This window comes from Deinococcus sp. (assembly GCF_025362455.1).
GTDB lineage: Bacteria > Deinococcota > Deinococci > Deinococcales > Deinococcaceae > Deinococcus.
The window spans coordinates 1-22,807 of the sequence record NZ_JANYGJ010000226.1 but is presented as its reverse complement, the minus strand read 5'-3'; the positions used below and the strand labels follow the sequence as shown (position 1 = coordinate 22,807).

Below are 22,807 nucleotides of genomic sequence, written 5' to 3'. Positions count from 1 at the left end.
TGAGCGGCGTTCGTTCGCCGGGCAGGGGTGCCGGTCTGATCCGGGCCGCGCTGTCGTAATACAGACAGCAGCGGGGCTGAGCGGGCGGGTGCCGTCGCTCAGATCACAGGTGGGGCAAGGGGTGCGGCTGGGGCCGTAGGCGGCCTGGGAAAAACAAGCGGACCCATGTTTATAAGACTAAAGCTGGCTTCATAAAATAGTGCTAAAGTCACTAGCTGCAAGCGATCTAGAAATAATCGCCTATCTATTGCAGGAATGTACCTTGAGATAAAGTAATCGAAGGTTATAGTCATAGACCTCAAATCTGATAAACCGGACATTAAAGTATCCACGGCAAACTGCGTTGAATCTTTGGCCCAAAGGCGCTTTCCACCTCTACGATGCACGCTACCTAGCTTGACGGCCTTACGTTTGGCACTATTTGATCTCATGAGAAGCATGTTCAAATGATTCGCTCGTTGATTGAAAATTACACAAACCCGCTTAGACAGCTTGAATATGTGAAATTTTAATTTTAATATTTGCCTTTTTACTTCTGATGTGAATGGAAGCCAGCCCCACCAATCAATATGTGGCACAAGAATGAAAAGCGCCTCAGTCTGTTTTCGTCCATTCAAATTTGTAGACGAGTGAGTCAGAAAGCGGCGTGTGAGCTGAATGATTTTGCCTAGCGGTGTAGGGCTCACAATTTTTTTCGCTACCCTATCAAGTGCTTGCTGTTTGAAACTAGCCCAGATAATCAGTGGGCCAGCATCTTTTTCTGTCATGAGCTTACCGCCCGCCTTGGAACGGTGAGCCTTGCCTGCCGTCCTTGCCGCCGCTTCCGCCCAGGGGTGGGCGTGAGCCAGATTCAGGGATGAGGCGGCGTTCATGCCCACAGCATAGCTCAAAATCAGTAAGTACGGATGTAACCGGGCGTCTCAGACAGAGCCGCTAAAAGCGTGGCCCATTCGTGGCCCATTTGCAGCCGGGCAGTTGGCTCAAAACCGGACAGTAGAATTTCTCTATTTCGCCATATCTGTCGTCTGAGACACGATTTAGCTCAACGTGCCCGCTCAGCTCCGATAGGCCCGGATGTGCCCGCCACCATTTCGTAATCAGTAGGTCGTCAGTTCGAATCTGACCTCTGGCTCCAATAGATGAGCCCGCCCAGTGCGGGCCTTTTTCATAGTCTGGTCGCTGGCGGGGCGTTGTGCCTTGAGCTGATGTGTTCGGGCGCTAGACTGCCCTCAGATGACCGCTCGGTCATCCCACCACAGCCCTGCCCGGAGGCCACGCATGAAACCACTTTTGTTTATCAGTGTCGCTCTGCTCGCCGCCTGCGCTCCGGCCTCGACAGGTCCGGCCATCAATCCTGTCCTGACCAAAATGATCGGTACCTGGCAGGGCAAGGACAGTGCCGACGGAAGTACCGTAACGCTCACCATCGCGGCGGGCTCCGGGTTGCGCCTGAATCTGAGTGCCACCGACGACGCCACCCAGGGCTGGTGTGGCGTGGCGGCCACCGGCAGCGCTGCGGGCGAGCTGAACGCCAGGAACGAACTGCCCGTGGACGTATTGTGGACCTGCAACGATACGAGCAAGCCCAGCCAGACCTATTCAACCGTGATCGTCTACGGGGCGGCCAGCGACACCATCACCGCCTATGGCAGCGCCTACAGGCGCTTGAAGTGACCGATGTGACTGCGGTTTAACAGCTTATGCGTACCGTAAAAATATGATCAGGCTCGCCCGCATACTGATTCCGTTGCTGCTGACCGCCCTGTCTGCCTTCGCTGTGGAGGCTAAACCTGCCCCCCAGCTCAGCATTCGCACCTTCCAGTACGGCTGCGCCGCCGGAAAACGCATGGCGGTGTCGTATGTCCGCTACGGCGAAAACGGGCCGGGGTCCGCCGTGCTGACCTGGCAGGGTCGCCAGTACGGTCTGGCCGAAGCCCTCGGCGCCAGCGGGGCCAGGTACGCCGCGCTGAACGGCCCGGCGGGTACGGGTGGCCTGGAGTGGTGGGAACACGCGGGCGAGGCGAGTCTGAGCGCCTTTACCGGGCAGGGTACAGGCGTGACCAGGGTGCTGCTGAGTGGCTGCCGCGTCAGGGGTTAATCGTCCGTGTCGGCCAGGCGGTCCTGCGTTTCGTCCGGGTAGGTGACGCGCACCCGCCAGCGAAAGCGCTCGCTGGGCAGCTCTTCGGTAGTGCCCGCGTGCTACCCGTTCCGGCCCTTCCCTTTGGTCGTGCAGGGCAGCTCAGCACCGCCCAGCGCGGCCAAGCTGACCGCTTGCCCAGATCAGTAGGGCGAGGGGAAGCCCGTCCCCATGAGCGTGACAGCACTGACGCAGTTCCTAGCCCAGTCGCTTACTTGCCCGCTTGTACACGTCGCTTTTGTGACCCTCGCGGCGAATCTCGATCACCACCACCGTCACTGCGCCCTCACTCACGGCCACCTGATAGACCACCCGGTAACGCTGCCCGGCGGCCCGAATACTCCGGTACGTCTTGAGGTCGTCACGTAAGGGCTTGCCCTGGCTCAGCGGTTCATGGTTCAGCTCCAGGGCACGGCGGATGATGACTTCACGGGTGCCCGCGTCACTGATGGCGGCCAGGTCGCCGTCTGCTTCCTCGCTGAAGCTCACCTGAAAGTCAGTCGCCGGGGTCTGTTCCGCGTGGGGAATAGCCGGGTCAGGAGGAGGTTCGGGCTGCTTCGCTCGCCGCTTGCTCATGGGCGCACCCTGCCACGCGGGGCGGGCACCAGCTCCAACCTCACAGCTTCAGGCCGTACTTGGCTGCTATTTCCTCGATGGGGATGAGCCGGGACTCGCCGCGCTCCAGGCGGGCCACGCGCTCCAGAATGTCGGGGAAGTCATTGAGTACCGCGTCTGTTTCGGCGTCCCCGGTGTAGGGCACCCCGGCAGCAGTGAGGCGGGGCGAGGCTTCGCCAGGCGCGAGTGGGGCCACCGTCAGCTTGAGGCCCAGCTCTGTCAGCACATCGGCCAGGCTCTCAGGGATGCGCCCGGACTGCCGGGAGAGTACCCGTGAGACGTGCGGCGGCTTGACGCCCAGGCGGCGGGCCAGCTCGGCATTGGTCAGCCCCTTACGGCGCATCTGTTCTTTGAGAGCGCTTTCCAGCGAGTGTTCGAGGTCAGTCATACCTTCAGTCTATTACCTGATAAGAGTATTGACAACATTACTTGAATCAGGTAATATACAGACAGCAGTAAGGGGCGCGACTTCCGCGAAGAAATGCGCCCCCACTGACTCCCCAAGCACCGAAGGAAGCTTGTGAACGATACCAGACGCCCGGCCTTGTCCCGCACCTGGGCCACCGTCACCACCTACCGCGAGTGCGGCGTAGTGGTCGAGGTCAGCAAAGACACTGTGACTCTGAGCTCCGGCGTGACTTACCGTAGCGAATTCGGTACGCTGGCCGGACGCTGGACCGAGGTGGAGATTCCGCTCAGCTCGCTGCGGCCTACCCGTTCGGGTCAACCGGTGCGGGGTCCGGCCCTCGATCTGCGCCAGGTGGCCTTTTTCGGCCTGGTCATCGGCAATGGCCGCGCCGAGCGCTTCGCCCTTGAGGTCGACTGGATCAGGGGTCAGTGAGGGGTGATACGGGACGTACCGGGCGGCGCTGGCGCCCACCCGACTTCCCGCTTCCCCCGGTTCATGAACCCCGGCTTGGTGAGGCCCGGTGCTTCACAGCTCAAAGGGCAGCGGGTATGCTCTGTCCATGACGCTCAGCCTGCTGGTGGCCACGCCTCAACTGGCCGGAAGCCTGTTCGAGCGCAGCGTGCTGCTGATGCTTGACCAGGCGGACGGGGCGCTGGGACTGGTCATCAACCAGCCTGCCGGGTTCAGCTTGTCGGACCTGCTGCCGGGCAGGAGCCCGCCAGACAGGGGCGCGGCGGGGCGTGGCCTGAGCGCCTACTCCGGCGGCCCGGTGGAGCGCTCCAGCGGCTGGTGCCTGTACGCCGCGCCGGAGGGCACAGCGGGCAAGTCAGCCGGGCACGATCAATCGACCGAACACGAGCTGGCGCCGGGGCTGTGGCTCTCGCGTGACCGCGAGGTACTCGATCACCTGATGGGCGGCGACGCGCCGTTTTACCTGCTGCTCGGCTACGCGGGCTGGGCGAGCGGCCAGCTCGAACGCGAGGCCCGCGAGGGCGCCTGGCTGTGGGGCGAAATCGAGGCCGCTCACCTGGAAACGCTGCTGTGGCATACACCCGACGAGGGCAAGTGGCAAGCTGCCCTGGCCCTGCTCGGCACCCCGCCGCAGAATGTGGTGGGCGGCGCGAGGGCCTAGCTGCTCAGATTGCTTGTCGCTCAGGCTACTTGTCGAACTTGTCGTAGCCCGCCGACGCACGCCGCTGGGCGCCACGGGCGTAGTCGAGCTGCATTTCCACGTTTTCGTGATGGCCCTCGCTGAAGGTGGTTTCGTGAATCCAGTAGTGGAGCCGGTCCTCGCCGAGCTGCACCCAGTACTTGCTGGCGTCCTCGGCGTCGCGCCAGAAGGTGATGTGCTCAAAGCCGTTCGTGGCGGCCCAGGCCCGCACGTCGCCCAGCACGCGGGCCGCTTTGGGCTGAGTCATCTCGAAGGCGCTGCCGTCCGATTCGTTGCGAAACAGGATGTCGGTCATGTTCTATAGCGTACCCCGCTTCTCATAAAATTGGGCCTGAGCGGTGCATACCTGGCCTTGAACTCGGCTCAGACTCAAGGCGCAGGGTCAGGCGGAGAAGCAGGCAGTGCCAGTGCTCTATGCTGCGCCCATGTCCGCCCACACGATGCTCGGCCCTCTGGGCGCGGCCCCCACCAGGATCACTACCCTGAACGTCAACGGCCTGCGAAGTGCCCTTAAAAAAGGCCTGCTCGCCTGGCTGGAGGCCCAGGCACCGGGCGTGGTGCTGCTGCAAGAAGTCCGCGCCGACCCGATGCCGGAGGTCTTCGCCGAGCTGGGTTACGTCTCGGCCTGGCATCCGGCCCAGAAGGCGGGCTACAGCGGCGTGGCGATCCTCAGCCGACATGGCCTGGAGGACGTGCAGATCGGCATGGACGACCCCGAAGTCGACGCCGAGGGCCGCGTCATCTCGGCGCTGATCGGCGGCGTGCGATACGCCAGTATCTATCTGCCCAGCGGCGCCAGCCACCAGCACCGCCAGGTCTTCAAGGAGCGCGTGCTGATCGATTTCGCCCGCTGGACGCGCACGCACCTGAGCGGCCCGCTGGTTCTCGGCGGCGACTTCAACGTGGCCCACACCGAACTCGACATCAAGAACTGGCGCAGCAACCGCAACTCGCCCGGTTTCTTGCCCCATGAACGCCAGTGGATGACCGATTTTCTGGCGCTGGGCCTGCGCGACAGCCACCGCGACCACCTGGGCGAGAGCGTGGAATACACCTGGTGGAGTCAGCGGGGCGGCGCCTACGCGGGCAACGTCGGCTGGCGCATCGATTACCTGCTGGCGGCGGGCGTGAGCATCCGCGAGGTCTGGGTCGAGCGCGAGGCCAGATTCTCGGACCACGCGCCGCTGAGCGGAACCCTGCTGTCCCAGGAAAACATCGTTCCGTGAGCCTCCCCGTCCTCGAAGCCCTGCCCCGGCTGCGGCAGGCGTTGGCCGGTGCGAATCTGGCCCTGCTGCAAGCCCCGCCCGGCGCTGGAAAGAGTACCGGCTTGCCCCTGGAACTGCTGCACGAACCCTGGATGGACGGGAAAACCATGCTGCTGCTCCAGCCCCGGCGGGTGGCGGCCCGTGCGGTGGCGGCCCGGATAGCGCAGAGCCTGGGTGAGTCGGTGGGCGAAACGGTGGGCCTGCGCGTGCGCTTCGAGAGCCGGGTGTCCAAGCGCACCCGCATCGAGGTCGTCACCGAGGGCATTCTGATTCGCCGCCTCCAGCACGACCCGGAACTGGGTGGTAGTGGGCTAGGCGGCGTCGGCCTGGTCCTCTTCGACGAGTTCCACGAACGCAGCCTCAACGCCGACCTGGCCCTGGCCCTGGTGCGCGAGGTGCAGGGGGCCTTGCGCGACGACCTGCGCGTGCTCATCATGTCGGCCACCCTCGACCCGTTGCTGGGCCAAACACTGATGGGCCAGATGCTCGACGGTGACGCCGCCCTCATCGAGTCGCGGGGTCGGGCCTACCCGGTGGAGATCCGGTATCTGAGCAGCGACCCGGCGGACCCCTCGGCCTCGGTGCCGGGCGCCGTGTCGCGGGCGCTGGAACAGTCTCCCGGCGACGTGCTGGCCTTTCTGCCGGGTGTCGCCGAGATTCGCCGGGCCATGCGTGCCGTGCAGGAGGCCCACCCTAACATCTCGGTGCTGCCCCTCTACGGCGACCTGCCCCTGGCCGAGCAGAACCGCGCCCTGGTGCCCGATCCTGCCGGGCGGCGCAAGGTGATCCTGGCGACCAGCATCGCCGAGACCAGCCTGACCATCGACGGCGTGCGGGTCGTGATCGACAGCGGATTGTCACGCGGTCAGCAGTTCGACCCCGGCAGGGGGCTCAGCCGCCTGGTCACGTCCCGCGTCACCCAGGGCAGCGCCGAGCAGCGGGCCGGACGGGCGGGCCGCACCGCGCCGGGCGTGGCCTACCGATTATGGAGCGAGCGCACCCAGCCGCTGCTGAGCGCCTCCAGACCGCCCGAAATCATGACCGCCGACCTGGCGCCGCTGGTGCTGGAGGTGGCGGGCTGGGGCGCCGAGCTGACCGAATTGCCCTGGCTCGACGCCCCGCCGCTGCCCCGCGTCAATGCCGCCCGGACCCTGCTGGGCGAGCTGCACGCGCTGGACGGAGAAAAAATCACCCAAGGGGGCCGCGCCCTGCTCGACTTCCCGACGCATCCACGGCTGGCGCACCTACTTTCACGCGGCGCCGAACTCGGCCTGGGCTCACTCGCCGCCGACCTGGCCGCGCTGCTGGAGGAGCGCGATCCCCTGCCCCGCAGCGCCGGAAGCGACCTGAATCTGCGAATATTGGCGTTGCAACACTTCCGTGAGGGAGGCAGAGTCGGTGAATCCGCGCCCGTGCTGGAGCGCATCGAGCGCCTGAGCGTGCAGTGGCGCCGGTTATTGGGCGTGCCGGTGTCCAACACGCCGCCCGCCGAGGGAGCGCTGGGCCGTCTGCTGTTTCTGGCCTACCCCGAACGCGCCGCGCAGCTCCGGCCCGGTACGTCTGAGCGCTACTTGCTGGCCGCCGGACAGGGTGCCCGCTTGCCCGAAGGTGACGCCCTGAACAATGAGCCGTACCTGGTGGCCGCCTACCTCGGTGCCCCCGAAGGCACCTCATCGGAAGGCCGCATCGGGCTGGCCGCGCCGCTGGACGCCCGCGTGCTGGAGGCCGAGGCCGTCACCTCCGATCAGGTGAGCTGGGATTCCCGCACCGGCACCCTGAGCGCCACGCGGGACGTGAAATACGGGCGCCTGATCCTGTCCAGCCAGCCGCTGAGTCCGGTGCCTGAAACGTTGCGGGTGGAGGCCGTGCGGAGCGCTGTGCAGAAGGAGGGTCTGGGTTCGCTGAACTGGACGGACGACGCCCGGCAATGGCAGGCCCGCGTGCGGAGCCTGCATGCCTGGCACGGCGACCCCTGGCCCGATCTCTCGGACGCGGCGTTGCTGGACCGGCTGGGCGACTGGCTGACCCCGCACCTGAGTACGGTTCGCAGGCGCGAAGACCTGGGCAAGATTCACCTCCCCAGCGCCCTGCATCCGCTGTTGCCCTGGCCGCTGCCTCAGCAACTGGGTGAGCTGGCGCCGACGCATCTGGACGTGCCCAGCGGCTCCCGCGTCCGGCTGGAGTACCGTGACGACGGCTCGGCGCCGATTCTGGCCGTCAAGTTGCAGGAACTCTTCGGGCTGGCCGACACGCCTGCGGTCAACGCTGGGCGCACCCCCGTGCTGCTGCATCTGCTCTCGCCCGCCCGGCGTCCGGTACAGATTACCCAGGATTTGCGCTCGTTCTGGCACAGCGGTTACTTCGAGGTACGCAAAGACCTGCGCGGTCAGTATCCCCGTCATCCCTGGCCGGACGACCCCTGGACGGCGGTGCCGACGAGGGCGACGAAGAAGCGGATGTGAGATCAGTCAGAGCGTGATGACATCGAGCGTCGGGAAGCCCAGGCGGTAATGCTGAGGGTCGAGCGTGACCAGTCGGGTACAGGTCTGGAAGGCATGGGCACCCACCACGAAATCGGCCAGCAAGCGCCGGGGTAAGCCGCCGCCACTCTGTTTTCGTCTGAGCGCATAGTCGCCGTAAGCTTTTCCGGCAGCTTCCCAGATGCTCAGTGGTAGGTGTTCATCAAGGATGATGCCGGTGCTGGTAAGAAACGACTTCAGGAGGTCGGGTGTCGCGCTTGGTCCAGCCAGGAGTTCGGCGTACACGACAGGGCAGATGGTCAGACCCTGTGTCTGCTGGAGCTGGCCGAGCAGAGCTGCGATCTGGGGTGCGGTGGCTTCTCGCCGGAGCAGGGCGTTCAGAATGTTCGAGTCCAGCGCCGTGCTCAAGCCGACTCGTCCGTCTCTCGCAACTCGCGGGTGAAGCTCACGGCGTCCTGGCCGTCTGGCAGCGGTGGCAGGCGACCAATCCAGGCGGTGAACGGGTTGTTGCTGGCCGAACCCAGCGCCGCCGTCAGCAGCTCACCGGGCACGTCCACCGCGTCGCCTTCGTGCAGACCGAGTTGCTCGGCGACTTCTGCCGGGAAGACCAGTTGTCCGTCCTTGACCGTACCGCGAAAGGTCGTCATAGCCCCTGTAGTGTATCGCCCTCCGCCACCTGGCCGATGCCTTCCCCACTTGACCCGCTTACCATTGCCCCATGACCGAACACTCGACCATCGAACGCACCGAGCAGCCCGGCACCCGCGCCAGTTTGAGCGCCGACCTGACCCGGCTGGGTCTGCCACGCGGCGCGACGGTGCTTGTCCACAGCAGCCTGAGTGCCCTCGGCTGGGTGGCAGGCGGTCCGGTGGCGGTGGTGCAAGCACTTCTGGACGTGATCGGGCCGGACGGCACGCTGGTGATGCCCAGTTTCAGCGGCGACCTGAGCGAGCCCTCAATCTGGCAGCATCCGCCCGTGCCGGAGCACTGGTGGCCGGTCATCCGCGCCCAGACGCCCGCCTTCGATCCGCTCACCACGCCGACCCGCATGATGGGCCACGTCGCCGAAACCTTCCGCACCTGGCCGGGCACGCGCCGCAGCGCCCATCCGCAGTCGTCGGTGGCGGCGCTGGGACCGCAAGCCGAATTCATCACCGCGCAGCACCCGCTGGCAGACTCGATGGGGGAGGGCTCCCCGTTCGCCCGCTTGTACGACCTGAACGCCTGGGTGCTGCTGCTGGGCACCGAGCGCAACTCCAGCCTGCACCTGGCCGAACACCGCTCCGGATTGCGCGGACAGGTCCGGCAGGGCGCCCCGGTGATGGTCAATGGCGAGCGCATCTGGGCCGAGTTTGGTGATCTGGAGTATGACGACGACAGTTTCCCTGCCGTCAAGGCCGCTTTCGAGGCGAGTGGGGCGGTGCGAGTCGGTCAGGTCGGTGCTGGAACGGCGCGGCTGATGCATCAACGCGAACTGGTGGATTTCGCGGTGGCGTACTGGGAGGCTGGAGCTAGCTAGCTAGCTGCCGCAACTCGATCCGCAACTGCTGCCACCATCCGAGTTACCGCCGTCTGAATCGCCACTGTGGCCGCCGCCGTCATGGCCGCTGGCTCCGGCGTCGCTGGCATCGCCGCCCAGGAAGCCCAGAAAGAACAGGCCAGCGTCGCCGCCATCACCACCTGAGCCACTACCGGAGCGGCTTGAACGGCGTCTGCGGGGTCTGGTCAGTAGATAGGCGAGCAGCAGCAGGGCCACCACCAGGCCGAAGCCGACCCAGGGCTTTACAAGCGTGGCGAGCAGCAGGCCCAACGCCGCGATTCCGAACAGCACCCAGAATTGAGCGCTGCCGCCCCGGCGCCCGGCTACCCGGCCCGGCGTCCGCGACGGGTCCGGCCAGATGCGGCTGTCCGGCTCACCGAAGCGCTCACGGTACAGCTCCAGCGTGTTTTGGTACTGCGCGGCGAAGCGTGTCGCCTCACCGGGCTTACCCTCGCCGGGCTCGTGGTGCAGCGGTGCGGGCAGTAGCGGAGTCAGGTTCAGCCAGTAGTCGCGGGTGTGGGTCAGGTGCTCGTGCCAGGCGGCGTCCACCGTCTGACTCGGCGTCACGCTTTGCCCGGAGGTCGCCGCCAGCACCAGGAAACGGCGATACTCGCGCAGCACGTCCTCGGCGAAGGCGAGCGTCCAGCCGTGTTCCTTTGCCAGTCGTCCGGCGAAGGCGGCGGGGAATTCGTAGGCGAGCAGTTGCGCTTCGGGGGTGGCGCCGGGGATGCTGGGTTGCCTGGCGGGTTTGAGAAGGCTGAGCTGCGTCATGGGGCCTCCGGTATCAGGTGAGCGTCAGTGGATGATCGGTCTTGCCGTCATGCTTGGCCTGACGCATCAGCCGTATGTCAGCCACGTTCCGGGGTCCGCTTGGCCGACTTCACAGCATAAGCCGGGGCCAGATTTGCTAGACTTGGAAAGTTGCGCGGGCCACTCCAGATTGGGGCGGCCCGCTGCCCTTTGCCTTCCCGCTCCCTTTGCCCTAAACTCTGAGTATGATCCGCTCTGCGCTTACCACCAGGGGCCGCCGCAACGAGTAACGCACTCGCTTGCCCGCCCCCGGCTGCCACGCCGGGGCATTTTTTTGTCTTCATCTCTGGCTGTTTCCACAAGCCACAAGCCACGCGCCACAAGCCCTCCGCAGGAGCCCCCCATGACCTCACCCGACTCGCATGCTCCCACCATCGACAGCCCCGAACCCATCAACATCCCCGAACCGCGCGCCGAGCGCTACAACCCCCACGCCATAGAGGCCAAGTGGCAAGCCCAGTGGGACGCCGACCACCTCTACCGCTTCGACCCCGCAGCGAGCGGCGAAAAATACTACGCCCTGACCATGTTTCCGTATCCCAGCGGCAACCTGCACATCGGGCACTGGTACTCGTACTGCGCCCCGGACGCCCGCGCACGGTATCTGCGGATGAACGGGCGCAACGTGCTGTTTCCGATGGGTTTCGACAGCTTCGGGCTGCCTGCCGAGAACGCGGCCATCAAGAACAACCTGAACCCGCGCGAGTGGACCTACGCCAACATCGACTACATGACCGGCCAGTTCAGGCGGATGGGCACCATGATCGACTGGAGCCGCCAATTTGCCACCTCCGACCCGGCGTATTACCGCTGGAACCAGTGGTTTTTTACCGAGATGTTCCGGCGCGGCCTGGTCTACAAAAAGGAGGGCCTGGTCAACTGGTGCCCCAGAGACCAGACCGTGCTGGCTAACGAGCAGGTCGTGGGCGGCCACTGCGAGCGCTGCGGCGCCCCGGTCGAGCGGCGCAACCTGAGCCAGTGGTACATGAAGATCACCGACTACGCCGACGAGCTGCTGGATTTCGGCAGCACCGACATGCCGGAGCGCGTCCGGGCCATGCAGACCCACTGGATCGGCAAATCGGTGGGCGCCGAGATCGACTTTGCCACGCCTGCTGGCCTGGAGACCGTCTTCACCACCCGTCCCGACACGCTGCTGGGCGCCACCTTTCTGGTGCTGGCGCCGGAGCATCCAAAAGTCGCGGCCCTGACTACCCCGGAGCAGCAGGAAATCGTCCGCGCCTACCTGGAACTCGCGGGCGGCAAGACCGACGTGGAACGCCAGCAGAGCAGCGAGAAGACCGGCGTGTTCACCGGCAGTTACGCCACGCACCCCATCACCAACGACCAGTTGCCGATCTGGGTGGCCGACTACGTGCTGGTCAGCTACGGCACCGGCAGCATCATGGCCGTGCCCGCCCACGACGAGCGCGACTTCGAATTCGCCAGGGCCTTCGGGCTGAATATTGCGGAGGTCATCCGCCCGGCGGGTGGCGAGCCGATGGACATGCAGAGCGCCTACAGCGGCGAGGGGCTGATCGTCAACTCCGGCGAATTCGATGGGATGCCCGGCGGTAAGGCCAGCATCGCCAAGGTCATCGCCCGAATGGAAGCCCTGGGCTTCGCCCGCGCCCGCACGACCTTCCGCCTGCGCGACTGGCTGATCAGCCGCCAGCGCTTCTGGGGCACGCCGATTCCGATCATCTACTGCCCGGAGCACGGCGCCCAGCCGGTGCCCGAATCCGAGTTGCCAGTGCTGCTGCCCGCCGACGTGAAATTTGCGCCGAGCGGCCAGAGTCCGCTGAAAGGCGACGCCGAATTCCAGAAAGCGACCTGCCCCGTCTGCGGCGGAGCTGCCGAACGCGACACAGACACCATGGACACCTTCGTGGACAGCTCCTGGTACATGTTCCGCTTCACCTCGCCAGATTTTGACGGCGGCCCCTGGGACCGCCATGTGGCCGACGCCCTGATGCCCATCGATCTGTACACCGGCGGCATCGAGCACGCCATCTTGCACCTGCTGTACAGCCGCTTCTGGACCAAGGTGGCCCGCGACCTGGGGTTGAGCACCATCTCCGAGCCGTTCAAAGTGCTGCGAAACCAGGGCATCATCCTGGGGCCGGACGGCGAGAAGATGAGTAAGAGCCGGGGCAACGTCATCGACCCCGACGATCTGGTGCGCGAATACGGCGCCGACACGGTGCGGACCTACCTGGCCTTCATCGCGCCCTGGGAAGTCGGCGGTCCCTGGGATAAGAGCGGCATCAACGGCCCGGCCAAGTGGCTCAGCCGCGTCTGGGCGCTGTATTTCGACTCTATCCGTGGCCCCGCTGAGACGGTCAGCGAGCATGATCTGCGCTACGCCGTCCACAGCACGCTGAAAAAGGTCGGCGGCGACTTCGAGCGGCTGAGCTTCAACACCATCGTCGCGGCGCTGATGGAGCTGACCAACACGCTGGTGAAGGCCAAGCGCTCCCCGGTGGCCCACACGCCCGCCTGGGCCGAGGCGCTGGAGATCTTCAACCTGATGCTGGCCCCGCTGGTGCCGCACATCGCCGAGGAAATCTGGACGGAAACGGGGCACAGCCGCAGCGTTCACCTGCAACACTGGCCCGCCGTGGATGAGGCCGCCGCCGAGCGAGACACGGTGACCATCGGTGTGCAGGTCGGGGGCAAAGTGCGCGGCGAGGTGCAGATTTCGCGCACGGCCACGCAGACCGAGGCCATCGACGCCGCCCGCGCCAATCCGGACGTGGCGCGGTACGTAGAGGGCAAGGAGACGGTGAAAGAGGTGTACGTGCCGGGGCGGATCATCAATATCGTGGTGAGGTAGGGGCAATAGAGAGGGCCGCTGGCGGAGTGATGGCGGCCCTTTCGAGAGTATAGAAATTCAGTAAGGGTAAGCCGTCCACTTCGCCAGCTCGGCGGCGGGGAGGGCTGTCCAGGTCGTTGTGTACGAGCTGAAGCCCCGCTTGGCGTCATAGATAGCGCTCTCCGTGCCGATCAGGGCGTTCCAGCCGCGCTCCAGTCTGATATTGACGAGTGTGTTGATCTGCTCGACGTTTTGCTGGGGCGGGCTGATATCAAGCAGTTGTGTGCCGCCCAGACAGCGCTGCTCTCCCTGAACGATGACGGTTTCCGGTGACCAGATCAGGCGGTCTCGGCGCTCCGGAACGCTGCTGGCAAGGCGCAAAAAGCCGAAGATGGGTACGGGACTCGTCTGCGGCCTGACTAGGCTGGCGACTGGAACTTGACGGTCCTTCAGAAAATAGACGAGGTTGATATCCAGCGCGTTGACCTTCACTGTGTCGCTCAGTTTGATGGTATCGACGGGGCAGTAACTCGTTCCCCCCCGTCCTTGAAGCGTCCCCATCAACGATTGTTCCGGTTTGGCCTGGGCCAGCCGCTTCAGCGAGGCAGCAAGTTGGGCGTCGGTGCCCAGAACGCCGTCGGCGGTGACTGGAGGTGCGGCGCTGGTTGGGCTGAAATAGAGCTTGAGCGGTGCAGTCGCCTTCCACCCCGTCACTGAGCCGCTGAAGTCGTAGTCTTCGCCCAGTGACGTGCTGCTCTGAACGGGCAGTGTGGTTGGAGGAGTCTCGGTATAGAGCGCCTTGAGTTCCACTTCTGTCAGCGAGCGGTAACCAACGCCAGGCCCGTCCGTATCACCACAGCCGCTCAGCCCCACCAGCCCCAGCGTGAGCAGCCCCGCCGCCCAGCATCTGAGCGCTCGTCCTGACTTCATCATCTTCATTGTTCAGTTAAGCACACCGGGGCACCCTCAGCGCGTGCGTTTGAACCAGTACGTGTCGGTGACGGTCAGGGTGTGGGTCTGGGCCTGGTAAATCGAGTCACTGGCATCTTTGTTGTGCGAGGCCAGCTCCCAGCCTTTGTCGCCCAGCGCGTCGAACACCGGCAGCTCGCAGGTCACGCACGAGAGCCTTGATTTGCCGGTCAGTTTGCGGGCAAACCGTTCGTAGCTGCGGTCGTTGACGGCGTTGTTGAAATTCAGGGCGGAGGCGCCGTTTTTCCACGAGCCGGACGAGTACTGCAAGGTGCGCACGCCGTCGCCGGAGACCCCGTAACGGGCGACGACGGTAAATACCCCGTATTCCCAGCGCTGCTGGCTGAGCCCACCCGAAGCATCGGCCACCGACGAACCGACCACTGACGAACAGACCACCGACGACAGCGCCGCTGCCAGGACGAGTTGAACAACGCGGGTTTTCAGTAAAGCGGCCCGTATTGGATGTAATGGTGGCGTCAATGTATTCACTGTAGATGTACGTGCTGTAGCTGGAAGTATGGCGGCATCCTCCTGATGATTGGCAATCAGGTCAACGCTTCATCTGGGCTTATCTTGTCGACGACATATATCTGCACCACTCTGAAGCCCGTCGCGCTCAGTAAGCTAGCGTGCCCAGGCGGCTCAAGTGTATGAATTGTATTTGTAAGATGCGCTCCAGATGAGCCTGGTCCGGTAAGCCTGGTCCAGAGCGCCAGCAGCCGGAGCCCGCGCCCCAGCGCTGAGGGGTATACCGCATGCGTCGGGCCGCCGTGGTCGCTCGATGGGCGCTCGTTGTGGTGCCCAACCCCAACTCTAGAGCAGATGTCATAAAAAGACCCTTTTTATGACCGAGCGGAGCGAGTAGTTTTGACTGAGCAGGACGCAGAATGGAGGCGCGGGGAGGCTGTTTTCCCCGTGGCGTAATTCGGAGTACTGCTCTAAACATTTCCGCGAGACTGTTCTCTGAAAATTCTAGAAAACTTTAGGCTGAACTTATCTCCGAAGTCGGGCGCCGGGCGCAGACTGACGGCATGACCAGAACGATGCGCGATCAGCCCGGCGTGGTCCGTAAGGTGTCAGCCGAGGCGACCCGGCGGATGGCCAGCCGACCAGCCTTCCGGCCCAGCCTGCCTGCCGGGGCGGGTGAGCGCACCGAGCAGGGTCTGAGCGAGGCTGGCCCGCACGGGGTTGGCCTGAACACCGGGCACGGCCTGGTCGGTTCAGCTCTCCAGCTCGGCGCCATGCTGCTGATGCTGCCGCTGGGCCTGGCCCTCGCCACGGGCGGCGCCTGGCCGTCGGTGCTGTGGCTGGGCGCTGCGCTGGTGGCCGCCGGGGCGTGGACCATCTATGAGGACGCCAGCGAGCGCCGCTATATAGAAAGGGTCGAACGGGTCGAACGGGCTGGGGTTGAATGGGCCGGGGCCGAACGGTCAGGCGGACCGGGCCAGGGGCGGCGACAGTTGACGGTGAGCAGGCCGCTTACGCCGGACCACCGCTCGCTGAATTGATCCGGTGTGTCTGCGGCGCCTGGCAACCAAGCGCAGACACCACCTGGCCTGAACAAGCTAATGCAGCAGGGCCGACGCCTCACACGCTTGCGTCGGCCCTGTTCGGGTCCAGTGGCAGGTCAGGCTCAGTTGCAGGTCAGGCTCAGTTGCGGTTCAGGTGGGGGGCGAGCAGCTTGTGGAGTTCGTCGGCGTCCACGTTGCTGCGCGGGTCGATGTGCAGCAGGGGCAGGCGGGCACTCTGAAAGGCCATCACGCTCAGGGCGGCGTCGTCGGTGTGGCGTTTGCTGCGCAGGCGCTCGGTATCCCCGAAATAGGTCAGGGCGATGCCCACCACCGGGCGGTATTCCGGCACCTCCACGATCAGGAATTCCACCGTCTGGCTGCTCAGGCGCCCGGCCACACTGGGCGGCGCGTCGGGCAGCGTGTCGAAGATGAAGTCCAGGCGCACGTTGGGGAAGATGCGGTAGGGCGAGCCCGCCAGCGTGGCCAGCAGTTCGGCGTACAGGCTGCTCTCTTCGTGGCCGAAAAAATACTGCCTGATCTTGACCGACAGCGCGTTGCCGGGCATGTCGTTGCCGCTGCTGAGGCGAAACTGCGGCGGCGGCGCAAAGGCGTCCAGGGCGTCGTTGGACACCGCATGTGTATCGCTGCCGGGCTCGTCGCCGGGCGGCTGAGTGGGGGTTGTCACCAGCTTCAGGCGCCGGGCCGGGCCTGCTTTGAGGCTCAGCCACAGCCCCAGGGCGGTCACCAGAACAACCAGAACGAAGATCGTCATATAGCCCCTAGCTTAACGACTCAGCCCTGACAAGTTGCTTGCACCGCCAGCGTCGCCACGTCTTCATCGGGCGCCGGGTAGGGCAAACCTGGCCGCTCAGCGCCTGATGGTAAAGGATTTGACGAACGCGGCCATCACGGGTGCCAGGGCGGCTTCCTGCCCCTGAAGGGTGGTGCCGGTCAGCAGGTGGGCGTGCTTGCCGACCACCGTGTAGGTCTGGGTGAAATACAGCTTGTAGTTGCCCTGGGTGGCGGTGTAGTTGAGCTGGGTGGCACCCAGGCCGCTGAGCGTCGTCGCCCGCAGCACCACGACTTTGCTGCCCGGAAGCGCTGCTTTGAGTTGCGGCAGCGACACTTCGGTATACCGCCCCAGCGTGAAAGCGGCGGGCACGTCCTGCACCACCACATTGATGTTCGGGTTGAAGCCTTTGAGTGGCTTGGGCGCCAGGTACACCACTGCCGCGCCCTGATAGGTCGACTGTTTCCAGCCGCTGGGCGCCGCCGAGCTGAAGCCGGTCCTGGGGTCGGTGAAGGCCAGCACCGGGCCTGATGCCAGCAGCGCGAGGGTCAGCGCCAGATTTGGTCTGTTCATGCGGCACTATACCGGGCGCTACATTGAGTGTATGAAGCTGCTGGAGTTATGAAAAAGCTGGAGTTATGAAACTGCTGAGCGTCAATATCGGCCAGCCGCGTCCGGTGGAGGCCAAGGACGGCCTGAGCGGCATCTTCAAGCAGCCGCAGGTGGGCGCGGTGTGGCTCGCCTCTCTGGGGCTGAGCGGCGATCATATTCAGGACAAACAGCACCACGGCGGCCCCGACCAGGCGGTCTACGTCTATACCCAGCCGGATTACGACCACTTCTCGGCGCTGCTGGGCCGCGACCTCGCCCCCGGCACCTTCGGCGAAAACCTGCTGATTCCGGAGCTGGAGTCGGCGCCTGTGGCCATCGGTACCCGCCTGCGTGTTGGGGCGGCGCTGCTGGAGGTGACTGCCGCCCGCATTCCCTGCGCCACGCTGGCCGCCCGCATGAGCGACCCGCAGTTCGTCAAGGTGTTTCGGGAGCAGCGCCGCCCCGGCCTCTACGCCCGCGTGCTGGAGGAAGGCCCCGTCCAGGCCGGGGACGCCGTGCAAGTCGAATTTGCGCCCCAGGAAGGCGCCGCCACCGTGCTCGACACCTTCGAGTACTTTTACGCCAAGGTGCCGACCCCGGCCCAGATAACGAAGTTGCTGGCCGCGCCCGCCCTGCACGCCAAGATGCGCTCGGAGCTGGCGGCCAGGCTGGCGAAAGTCGGAGGGTAGACACCTTTGCATGCAATTGTCGGTCTTCTTTTTGCCGGTGAATCCGCTAAAATCCAACACTTGCAAAATCCAACACTTGCAAAATCCAACGCTTGTCATCCTGAGCGTAGTGCAAGGATCTCGTCGTCAAACCGACATTGCTCGCAGCGAAGCTCAGAATGAAATGGTTGTTTCACTCCACTTGACCAGAACGCCCGTGTCGCCTGGCAGCAACGCGGCCTGCCCCTGCGCCCACCGCCTCAGAATTCCCTGCGCTCCGTGCTAGCCTGCCACTGGCATGAGCACGGGCAGGGGAGAGGTCTACAAGACGGCGGTGGTGGTGGGGGTGGGCCTGATCGGCGGCAGCGTGGCGCTGGGGCTGCGTGACCGGCTGCTGGCGCACCGCATCATCGGGCTCGACGCCTCGGCTCAGGCGCTGGAAGAGGCGCTGGCGCTGGGCGTCATCGACGAGGTGCGGGCCACGCCCGGCGAGTGGCTCAGCGCCGCCGACCTGGTGATCCTGGCCGTGCCGGTCAAGGCCCTCTCGCCGCTGGCCCGCGAACTGGCGCCGTATCTCCCCAGCTCGGCGCTGGTGACCGACGTGGGCAGCGTCAAATCCGCTATCGCCGCCGAATTCGAGGCGCTGGGCGTGCGCAACTTCGTGCCCGGCCACCCGATGACCGGCTCCGAGCGCGGGGGGGTCGCCAACGCCTCGGCGGGCCTGCTGGAGAACGCCATCTGGGTGCTGACGCCCACCGAGCGCACGCCGTTGCGGGCCTTGTCGCGGATGCGCCGCCTGGTCGAGCACCTGGGCGCCGCCGCCGTGGTGATGCCGCCCGACGCCCACGACAACCTGGTCGCCACCATCAGCCACCTGCCGTACCTGGCCAGCCTGGCGCTGACCCACATGGTCGCCCGCGACGAGCGCCTGAGCCTGCTGGCCGCCGGGGGCTTTCGTGACCTGACCCGCGTGGCCAGCGGCGACCCGCGCATGAGCCGCGACATGGTGGTCGAGAATAAACTGGCGCTACGTGAGGCCATTCAGCGCTTCTCGCGCCAGCTTGAGCACCTGGCCGACACCCTCGACGACCCCGAAGAGCTGCTGGTGTCCGCCGTGGAGGGCAAGCGCACCCGCGACAACCTGCCGGTGGTTAAACGCTCGCTGCTGCCGCCCAAGTACGACCTGGTGGTGGCCGTGCCCGACAAACCCAACCAGATCGGCGCGGTCAGCCGGATTCTGGGCGAGGCCAGCATCAACATCAAGGACATCGAGGTGCTGGCCGTGCGAGAACACGGCGGCGCCCTGCGCCTGGGCCTGGAAGAAGAGAGCGACGTGCAACGCGCCGCCGAGCTGCTGGGCGCCGAGGGGTACAAGACGCGCAACCGGGGCTGAGCGGCTGTGCCTGCGCCGCTCTAGAGCAGGACTCCGAATTACGCCACGGGGAAAACAGCCTCCCCGCGCCTCCATTCTGCGCCTTGCTCAGCCAAAACTACTCGCTCCGCTCGGTCATAAAAAGGGTCTTTTTATGACATCTGCTTTGTCCAACGCTCAGTTGAGCTGCCTACCGTCGCTGGGCACGAAGCCCACCAGCGTTTCCAGCCGCTCGCTGAGGGTCGGGGCTTCCAGGGCCTGCTGGCGCTCCTCGCCGCTGAGGGGCAGCAGGGCCGAGGCGAACGAGGCCAGCAGCAGCGGCTCGCTGGGCGCGTGCTCGCGGATGGCGGCCTGGTCTTCGGGGCGCAGGCGCAGCAGGTCGCTGAGCAGGCGGCTGGCCAGCGCGGTGTGGATGGTGGCCGTACTCTCACCCAGTTCTTCCGTCAGCGGCAGCAGCCGGACCTCGGCCATCAGGTAGTCCTGGTCGTCGATGAGCTGCACGATCTCGAAGCGCTCGCCGCCCGTGACCGTGATCGACGAGGTGCCGTCCTCGTGCGGCGCGATCTCGCGCAGGTGCGCCAGCGTGCCGATGGCGGACAGCCGGGCCTGGAGCGGGCGCGAGTCCTCGGTGGAGGGCGTCAGAATCTGGGGCATACCGAACGCCTCGCCGCTCTGCTGCACGCGGCTGAGCAGGGTCCGGTAGCGCTGCTCGAAGATATACAGCGGCACCACCTGGCCGGGAAACAGGACAAAATTGGGCAGCGGAAACAGCGGAATCAACATGGTCCCCGCATGCTGGTCCTGATTGCCAGCCAACATATAACCGGAGCATACAAAGCCCTGGCTGTGCAGGCCAGTTTCGCTATGCTGGACGTTGAAATGTCAGGCTCAAGGTCAGCCCCAAGGTCAGGCTCGTCGCGCCCGGTTCCGTCACAGCCGACGGCCCTGCCGTTCGAGTCGCTGGCGGTGGTGCTCAACGCCCAGGCGGGGCGCGGCCTGGCCGGGCGCGAGTGGCCCCGGCTGGAGGCGGCCCTGGCGGCGGCGCATCTGCCCTACACGCTGCTGGAGGTAGGGGCGGCGGCGCTGGCGCTGGCGCAGGTGTCGGCCCTGCCCGGCGGTGTGGCGGTGCTGGCGGTGGGCGGCGACGGCACGGTCAGCAACCTGCTGCCCGCACTGGTCGGCACCGGGCGGCGGCTGGGCGTGGTGCCGCTGGGCACCGGCAACGATTTTGCCGGAATGCTGGGCCTGAAGCCGGGTGATTTTGCGGCGGCCCTGGCCCGCCTGAGCCGCCCGCCCCACGCCGCCGACGCCCTGCGCGTGACCTGGCCTGCGGGACCGGGCTCCTTACGGTCCGAGAGATGGCTGCTCAACGGCCTGGGCATGGGCTTCGACGCTCAGGTGGCGGCCCGGCTGACGCAAGCCCCGGCCCGGCTCTCTGTTTTGGGGCTGCCTGGCCCCCGGCTGCCGGGCTTCGGGCGCTACCTGTGGGCGGCGCTCAGCGCCCTGCGAGGGCTCCAGGTGGGCGGCGTGGAGGTGCGCGTGGACGGGGAACTGCTCCACGCCGGACCGTCGTGCCTGGTGGCGGTCATGAACGGCACGCGCTACGGCGGCGGCTTTCGCATTTCGCCGCATTCGAGCGCCTTCGATGGCCAGCTCAATGTGGTGCTGGGCGCTCGGGTAGGTCGCCTGGGTCTGCTGTCACTAATGCTGGCGGTGTTGCGCGTCCGGCACCTGGCCGACTCGCGGGTGCGTCAGGCCCAGGGCGGGCGCGTGACCCTGCGCTGGGAGCGGCCTACACCTGTTCACCTCGACGGCGAACTGATCGGCGCCCAGACAGAACTGGACGTGGAATTGCGTCCCGGCGCCGTGCAGTTTCTGTCGTGGCAGTGACAGGCGGCGCCGGGCAGCTCAGTGCACGTCGTCGTGGCCCGCATACCCGCCGACCAGGCTAGCTGACCGTTCGGGCAGTGCGACTCAGCTCTGTGGCACGGCGCAGCTTCCGTCCTCGCAGCCGTCGCTGGACGTGGCCGCGCCGATCAGCGTCAGGGGCGCCGCCTCACTCCAGAGCTGATTCAGGGCGCCCAGCAGGGTTTCGGGCGACTGGGCGCCGCTGACGCCGTATTTGCCGCCCAGCACGAAGAACGGCACGCCGCTGATGCCGTGGCTCCGGGCCGTCTCCTCGTCGTCCCGCACGGCGGCGGCGTGGGTCTGCTCCGCCAGGGCCGTGCGGACTTCTTCAGGGTCCAGCCCGACCTCGGCGGCCAGCCGGGCCAGCACCTCCGGGTCGCCCAGAAAGGCCCCTTCGGTGAAAAAGGCCCGCAGCAGCCGCTCCTTCATGGCGCCCTGAAGGCCGTGCTCGCGGGCCAGGTGAATGAGTTGATGGGCCTGGAAGGTGTTGGTGGGCCGCTGCGCCCCGAAGTGGTACTCCAGGCCGTCCTGGGCGGCGGTCTGCGTCATGCTGTCGAGCATTTCCTGCGCCTGGGCGGGTGTGCGGCCATACTTGCGGGCCAGAATCTCGGCGGTGCCGTCAGTGGTCGTCAGTGGCGCCGCCGGGTCCAGCTCGAAGCTGTGCCAGACTGTGTCGACCTGACCTCTGTGTGGAAACTGCTCCAGCGCGGCCTCGAAGCGCCGCTTGCCCACGTAGCACCAGGGGCAGGCGATGTCCGACCAGATATCGACCTGAAGGCGGGGCGTGGTGCCGGGCACAGCGGCTAAGGTCTGAGTCATATCCAATAGAGTACCCTGCTTTGGAAAGTAAAGCTAGAGATTGGCGCACAATGCCGCCATGTCCAGCTCGCTCCACATCGCCCTGCTTCGCGGTGTCAACGTCGGCGGCCACCGCAAAGTGCCGATGCTTGCCCTGCGCGCCGTGTTCGAATCGCTGGGGCTCAAGCAGGTGCAGACCTATATCCAGAGCGGCAACGCCGTTTACGCGGGTCAGATCAGCCGTGAACCCGTTGAAGCTGCCTTGGAGGCCGAGTTCGGTTTTGCGGTGGCTGTCCTCCTGCGCAGCGCTGCCGAATGGGCCGACATGACCGAACGAAACCCGTACCCGCTTCAGGCCGCCCAGGACGGCAGCAAAGTCCAACTGGCCCTGCTGGACGCTGAACCAGGCTTGGAAGGCGTGGCGGCGATGATGGCGGTTCAGAGCGGCGCCGACGAATGGGTACTCTCCGGACGCGAGCTGTTCATGTATACCCCGAACGGCCTGGGGCGCAGCAAACTCGATCCGCAGCGGCTGAGAGTCGGCGCCACCACGCGCAACTGGCGCACAGTGACGGCGCTGTCCGACTTGCTCGATACCTCGATCTGAGATACATCGGTTTGCAATACATCGGGTCTGGAGGTATACTGCGTCCATGAAATCCCAGGAGCAACTCCGGATGCTGATTCTGGCCGTGCTGGAGCGGCAGCCGGAGCACGGCTACGCCATTGCCCAGGCCATCAAAGCCCGCTCGGAGGGCCTGCTGACGGCCCGCGAGGGCACCCTTTACCCGGTGCTGCACGCCCTGGAAGCCGAGGGGCAGATTCAGAGCGAGGAGAGCGAGGTCGCTGGCCGGGTGCGGCGCGAGTACCGCCTGAGCGAGAAGGGCCTGAGCACGCTGAGCAAGCTGCGCGGCGACTGGAAGCGGCAGGTGGGCGCAGTGGGCGCGGTGCTGGG

General features: G+C 65.7%; 27 protein-coding genes. 14 read left to right on the top strand and 13 right to left on the bottom strand.

Annotated elements, in window-relative coordinates:
* Positions 1-98 precede the first annotated feature (98 nt).
* Positions 99-872 carry a hypothetical protein gene (locus Q0R23_RS15790; protein ID WP_293914502.1) on the bottom strand — a complete coding sequence of 258 codons (774 nt, stop codon included), beginning with the start codon at positions 870-872 and terminating at the stop codon, positions 99-101.
* A gap of 406 nt (positions 873-1,278) precedes the next feature.
* Between Q0R23_RS15790 and Q0R23_RS15785 the strand changes: the two genes are divergently transcribed.
* Positions 1,279-1,674 carry a hypothetical protein gene (locus Q0R23_RS15785; RefSeq protein WP_293914501.1) on the top strand — a complete coding sequence of 132 codons (396 nt, stop codon included), beginning with the start codon at positions 1,279-1,281 and terminating at the stop codon, positions 1,672-1,674.
* A 43-nt stretch (positions 1,675-1,717) separates the two neighbouring features.
* Complete coding sequence (locus Q0R23_RS15780; RefSeq protein ID WP_293914499.1) at positions 1,718-2,098, top strand: MliC family protein; 381 nt, start codon at positions 1,718-1,720, stop codon at positions 2,096-2,098.
* A 237-nt stretch (positions 2,099-2,335) separates the two neighbouring features.
* Here Q0R23_RS15780 and Q0R23_RS15775 read toward each other — a convergent pair whose 3' ends face one another.
* Positions 2,336-2,713, bottom strand: a complete 378-nt coding sequence (locus tag Q0R23_RS15775) for a type II toxin-antitoxin system RelE/ParE family toxin (protein ID WP_293914497.1) — start codon at positions 2,711-2,713, stop codon at positions 2,336-2,338.
* Between the two features lie 40 nt (positions 2,714-2,753).
* Positions 2,754-3,140 carry an XRE family transcriptional regulator gene (locus tag Q0R23_RS15770; RefSeq protein WP_293914495.1) on the bottom strand — a complete coding sequence of 129 codons (387 nt, stop codon included), beginning with the start codon at positions 3,138-3,140 and terminating at the stop codon, positions 2,754-2,756.
* Positions 3,141-3,272: 132 nt separating this feature from the next.
* On the opposite strand from Q0R23_RS15770, the gene Q0R23_RS15765 reads away from it, so the two are divergent.
* Both Q0R23_RS15765 and Q0R23_RS15760 read left to right on the top strand, forming a co-directional pair.
* Complete coding sequence (locus Q0R23_RS15765; protein WP_293914493.1) at positions 3,273-3,593, top strand: CIA30 family protein; 321 nt, start codon at positions 3,273-3,275, stop codon at positions 3,591-3,593.
* A gap of 127 nt (positions 3,594-3,720) precedes the next feature.
* Entirely contained in the window at positions 3,721-4,293 is a 573-nt protein-coding gene (locus Q0R23_RS15760; RefSeq protein WP_293914492.1) for a YqgE/AlgH family protein, read from the top strand.
* 25 nt (positions 4,294-4,318) lie between these two features.
* Here Q0R23_RS15760 and Q0R23_RS15755 read toward each other — a convergent pair whose 3' ends face one another.
* Entirely contained in the window at positions 4,319-4,627 is a 309-nt protein-coding gene (locus Q0R23_RS15755; protein ID WP_293914490.1) for a hypothetical protein, read from the bottom strand.
* Positions 4,628-4,757: 130 nt separating this feature from the next.
* On the opposite strand from Q0R23_RS15755, the gene Q0R23_RS15750 reads away from it, so the two are divergent.
* Positions 4,758-5,558: an exodeoxyribonuclease III gene (locus Q0R23_RS15750; RefSeq protein WP_293914488.1), complete on the top strand. Its 801-nt coding sequence runs from the start codon at positions 4,758-4,760 to the stop codon at positions 5,556-5,558.
* Positions 5,555-8,059, top strand: coding sequence for an ATP-dependent helicase HrpB (gene hrpB / locus Q0R23_RS15745; RefSeq protein WP_293914486.1), 2,505 nt, complete (start codon positions 5,555-5,557; stop codon positions 8,057-8,059). The genes Q0R23_RS15750 and hrpB overlap by 4 nt, the downstream gene beginning before the upstream one ends.
* 6 nt (positions 8,060-8,065) lie before the next feature.
* Here hrpB and Q0R23_RS15740 read toward each other — a convergent pair whose 3' ends face one another.
* Positions 8,066-8,485 (bottom strand): type II toxin-antitoxin system VapC family toxin, encoded by a 420-nt coding sequence (locus Q0R23_RS15740; protein ID WP_293914485.1) that lies wholly within the window; start codon positions 8,483-8,485, stop codon positions 8,066-8,068.
* Entirely contained in the window at positions 8,482-8,724 is a 243-nt protein-coding gene (locus Q0R23_RS15735; RefSeq protein ID WP_293914484.1) for an AbrB/MazE/SpoVT family DNA-binding domain-containing protein, read from the bottom strand. The genes Q0R23_RS15740 and Q0R23_RS15735 overlap by 4 nt, the downstream gene beginning before the upstream one ends.
* Positions 8,725-8,795: 71 nt before the next feature.
* Between Q0R23_RS15735 and Q0R23_RS15730 the strand changes: the two genes are divergently transcribed.
* Positions 8,796-9,596, top strand: coding sequence for an AAC(3) family N-acetyltransferase (locus Q0R23_RS15730; protein ID WP_293914483.1), 801 nt, complete (start codon positions 8,796-8,798; stop codon positions 9,594-9,596).
* Here the strand turns inward: Q0R23_RS15730 and Q0R23_RS15725 are convergent, their stop codons facing one another.
* Positions 9,597-10,388: a hypothetical protein gene (locus Q0R23_RS15725; RefSeq protein WP_293914482.1), complete on the bottom strand. Its 792-nt coding sequence runs from the start codon at positions 10,386-10,388 to the stop codon at positions 9,597-9,599.
* Between the two features lie 382 nt (positions 10,389-10,770).
* Here Q0R23_RS15725 and leuS point away from each other — a divergent pair, with 382 nt between their 5' ends.
* Positions 10,771-13,263: a leucine--tRNA ligase gene (leuS, locus tag Q0R23_RS15720; protein WP_293914481.1), complete on the top strand. Its 2,493-nt coding sequence runs from the start codon at positions 10,771-10,773 to the stop codon at positions 13,261-13,263.
* A gap of 57 nt (positions 13,264-13,320) precedes the next feature.
* Here the strand turns inward: leuS and Q0R23_RS15715 are convergent, their stop codons facing one another.
* Together Q0R23_RS15715 and Q0R23_RS15710 are read right to left on the bottom strand one after the other, a co-directional pair.
* Positions 13,321-14,115 (bottom strand): hypothetical protein, encoded by a 795-nt coding sequence (locus Q0R23_RS15715; protein ID WP_293914480.1) that lies wholly within the window; start codon positions 14,113-14,115, stop codon positions 13,321-13,323.
* Between the two features lie 93 nt (positions 14,116-14,208).
* Positions 14,209-14,694: a hypothetical protein gene (locus Q0R23_RS15710; protein ID WP_293914479.1), complete on the bottom strand. Its 486-nt coding sequence runs from the start codon at positions 14,692-14,694 to the stop codon at positions 14,209-14,211.
* A gap of 551 nt (positions 14,695-15,245) precedes the next feature.
* On the opposite strand from Q0R23_RS15710, the gene Q0R23_RS15705 reads away from it, so the two are divergent.
* On the top strand, positions 15,246-15,722 hold the full coding sequence (locus Q0R23_RS15705; protein WP_293914478.1) for a hypothetical protein: 477 nt from the start codon (positions 15,246-15,248) through the stop codon (positions 15,720-15,722).
* A 142-nt stretch (positions 15,723-15,864) separates the two neighbouring features.
* Here Q0R23_RS15705 and Q0R23_RS15700 read toward each other — a convergent pair whose 3' ends face one another.
* Together Q0R23_RS15700 and Q0R23_RS15695 are read right to left on the bottom strand one after the other, a co-directional pair.
* Positions 15,865-16,497, bottom strand: a complete 633-nt coding sequence (locus Q0R23_RS15700; RefSeq protein WP_293914477.1) for a DUF2726 domain-containing protein — start codon at positions 16,495-16,497, stop codon at positions 15,865-15,867.
* Positions 16,498-16,593: 96 nt separating this feature from the next.
* Entirely contained in the window at positions 16,594-17,088 is a 495-nt protein-coding gene (locus Q0R23_RS15695) for a DcrB-related protein (RefSeq protein WP_293914475.1), read from the bottom strand.
* A 65-nt stretch (positions 17,089-17,153) separates the two neighbouring features.
* Between Q0R23_RS15695 and Q0R23_RS15690 the strand changes: the two genes are divergently transcribed.
* The gene (locus Q0R23_RS15690; RefSeq protein WP_293914473.1) at positions 17,154-17,795 is read left to right on the top strand and encodes an MOSC domain-containing protein; all 642 of its coding nucleotides are present in this window, start codon (positions 17,154-17,156) and stop codon (positions 17,793-17,795) included.
* Positions 17,796-18,072: 277 nt separating this feature from the next.
* Positions 18,073-19,167: a prephenate dehydrogenase gene (locus Q0R23_RS15685; protein ID WP_293914471.1), complete on the top strand. Its 1,095-nt coding sequence runs from the start codon at positions 18,073-18,075 to the stop codon at positions 19,165-19,167.
* A gap of 156 nt (positions 19,168-19,323) precedes the next feature.
* Here the strand turns inward: Q0R23_RS15685 and Q0R23_RS15680 are convergent, their stop codons facing one another.
* Entirely contained in the window at positions 19,324-19,929 is a 606-nt protein-coding gene (locus Q0R23_RS15680) for an LON peptidase substrate-binding domain-containing protein (protein WP_293914470.1), read from the bottom strand.
* Positions 19,930-20,025: 96 nt separating this feature from the next.
* Here Q0R23_RS15680 and Q0R23_RS15675 point away from each other — a divergent pair, with 96 nt between their 5' ends.
* The gene (locus Q0R23_RS15675; protein ID WP_293914469.1) at positions 20,026-21,036 is read left to right on the top strand and encodes a diacylglycerol kinase family protein; all 1,011 of its coding nucleotides are present in this window, start codon (positions 20,026-20,028) and stop codon (positions 21,034-21,036) included.
* A gap of 84 nt (positions 21,037-21,120) precedes the next feature.
* On the opposite strand, the gene Q0R23_RS15670 is transcribed toward Q0R23_RS15675, so the two are convergent.
* The gene (locus Q0R23_RS15670) at positions 21,121-21,873 is read right to left on the bottom strand and encodes a DsbA family oxidoreductase (protein WP_293914467.1); all 753 of its coding nucleotides are present in this window, start codon (positions 21,871-21,873) and stop codon (positions 21,121-21,123) included.
* Between the two features lie 58 nt (positions 21,874-21,931).
* On the opposite strand from Q0R23_RS15670, the gene Q0R23_RS15665 reads away from it, so the two are divergent.
* Positions 21,932-22,459 carry a DUF1697 domain-containing protein gene (locus tag Q0R23_RS15665; protein ID WP_293914466.1) on the top strand — a complete coding sequence of 176 codons (528 nt, stop codon included), beginning with the start codon at positions 21,932-21,934 and terminating at the stop codon, positions 22,457-22,459.
* A 46-nt stretch (positions 22,460-22,505) separates the two neighbouring features.
* Positions 22,506-22,807: helix-turn-helix transcriptional regulator (locus Q0R23_RS15660; RefSeq protein WP_293914465.1), on the top strand; the 302-nt coding region annotated here is incomplete at its 3' end.

Bases quoted from the DNA above. Each gene is read 5' to 3' on its own strand.
- Q0R23_RS15680 (WP_293914470.1), bottom strand. From the start codon at position 19,929: ATGTTGATTCCGCTGTTTCCGCTGCCCAATTTTGTCCTGTTTCCCGGC.
- Q0R23_RS15695 (WP_293914475.1), bottom strand. From the start codon at position 17,088: ATGAACAGACCAAATCTGGCGCTGACCCTCGCGCTGCTGGCATCAGGC.
- Q0R23_RS15775 (WP_293914497.1), bottom strand. From the start codon at position 2,713: ATGAGCAAGCGGCGAGCGAAGCAGCCCGAACCTCCTCCTGACCCGGCT.
- Q0R23_RS15690 (WP_293914473.1), top strand. From the start codon at position 17,154: ATGAAACTGCTGAGCGTCAATATCGGCCAGCCGCGTCCGGTGGAGGCC.
- Q0R23_RS15790 (WP_293914502.1), bottom strand. From the start codon at position 872: ATGAACGCCGCCTCATCCCTGAATCTGGCTCACGCCCACCCCTGGGCG.
- Q0R23_RS15700 (WP_293914477.1), bottom strand. From the start codon at position 16,497: ATGACGATCTTCGTTCTGGTTGTTCTGGTGACCGCCCTGGGGCTGTGG.
- leuS (WP_293914481.1), top strand. From the start codon at position 10,771: ATGACCTCACCCGACTCGCATGCTCCCACCATCGACAGCCCCGAACCC.
- Q0R23_RS15725 (WP_293914482.1), bottom strand. From the start codon at position 10,388: ATGACGCAGCTCAGCCTTCTCAAACCCGCCAGGCAACCCAGCATCCCC.
- Q0R23_RS15755 (WP_293914490.1), bottom strand. From the start codon at position 4,627: ATGACCGACATCCTGTTTCGCAACGAATCGGACGGCAGCGCCTTCGAG.
- Q0R23_RS15735 (WP_293914484.1), bottom strand. From the start codon at position 8,724: ATGACGACCTTTCGCGGTACGGTCAAGGACGGACAACTGGTCTTCCCG.
- Q0R23_RS15785 (WP_293914501.1), top strand. From the start codon at position 1,279: ATGAAACCACTTTTGTTTATCAGTGTCGCTCTGCTCGCCGCCTGCGCT.
- Q0R23_RS15675 (WP_293914469.1), top strand. From the start codon at position 20,026: ATGTCAGGCTCAAGGTCAGCCCCAAGGTCAGGCTCGTCGCGCCCGGTT.
- Q0R23_RS15760 (WP_293914492.1), top strand. From the start codon at position 3,721: ATGACGCTCAGCCTGCTGGTGGCCACGCCTCAACTGGCCGGAAGCCTG.
- Q0R23_RS15730 (WP_293914483.1), top strand. From the start codon at position 8,796: ATGACCGAACACTCGACCATCGAACGCACCGAGCAGCCCGGCACCCGC.
- Q0R23_RS15770 (WP_293914495.1), bottom strand. From the start codon at position 3,140: ATGACTGACCTCGAACACTCGCTGGAAAGCGCTCTCAAAGAACAGATG.
- Q0R23_RS15685 (WP_293914471.1), top strand. From the start codon at position 18,073: ATGAGCACGGGCAGGGGAGAGGTCTACAAGACGGCGGTGGTGGTGGGG.
- Q0R23_RS15705 (WP_293914478.1), top strand. From the start codon at position 15,246: ATGACCAGAACGATGCGCGATCAGCCCGGCGTGGTCCGTAAGGTGTCA.
- Q0R23_RS15780 (WP_293914499.1), top strand. From the start codon at position 1,718: ATGATCAGGCTCGCCCGCATACTGATTCCGTTGCTGCTGACCGCCCTG.
- Q0R23_RS15750 (WP_293914488.1), top strand. From the start codon at position 4,758: ATGTCCGCCCACACGATGCTCGGCCCTCTGGGCGCGGCCCCCACCAGG.
- Q0R23_RS15665 (WP_293914466.1), top strand. From the start codon at position 21,932: ATGTCCAGCTCGCTCCACATCGCCCTGCTTCGCGGTGTCAACGTCGGC.
- Q0R23_RS15670 (WP_293914467.1), bottom strand. From the start codon at position 21,873: ATGACTCAGACCTTAGCCGCTGTGCCCGGCACCACGCCCCGCCTTCAG.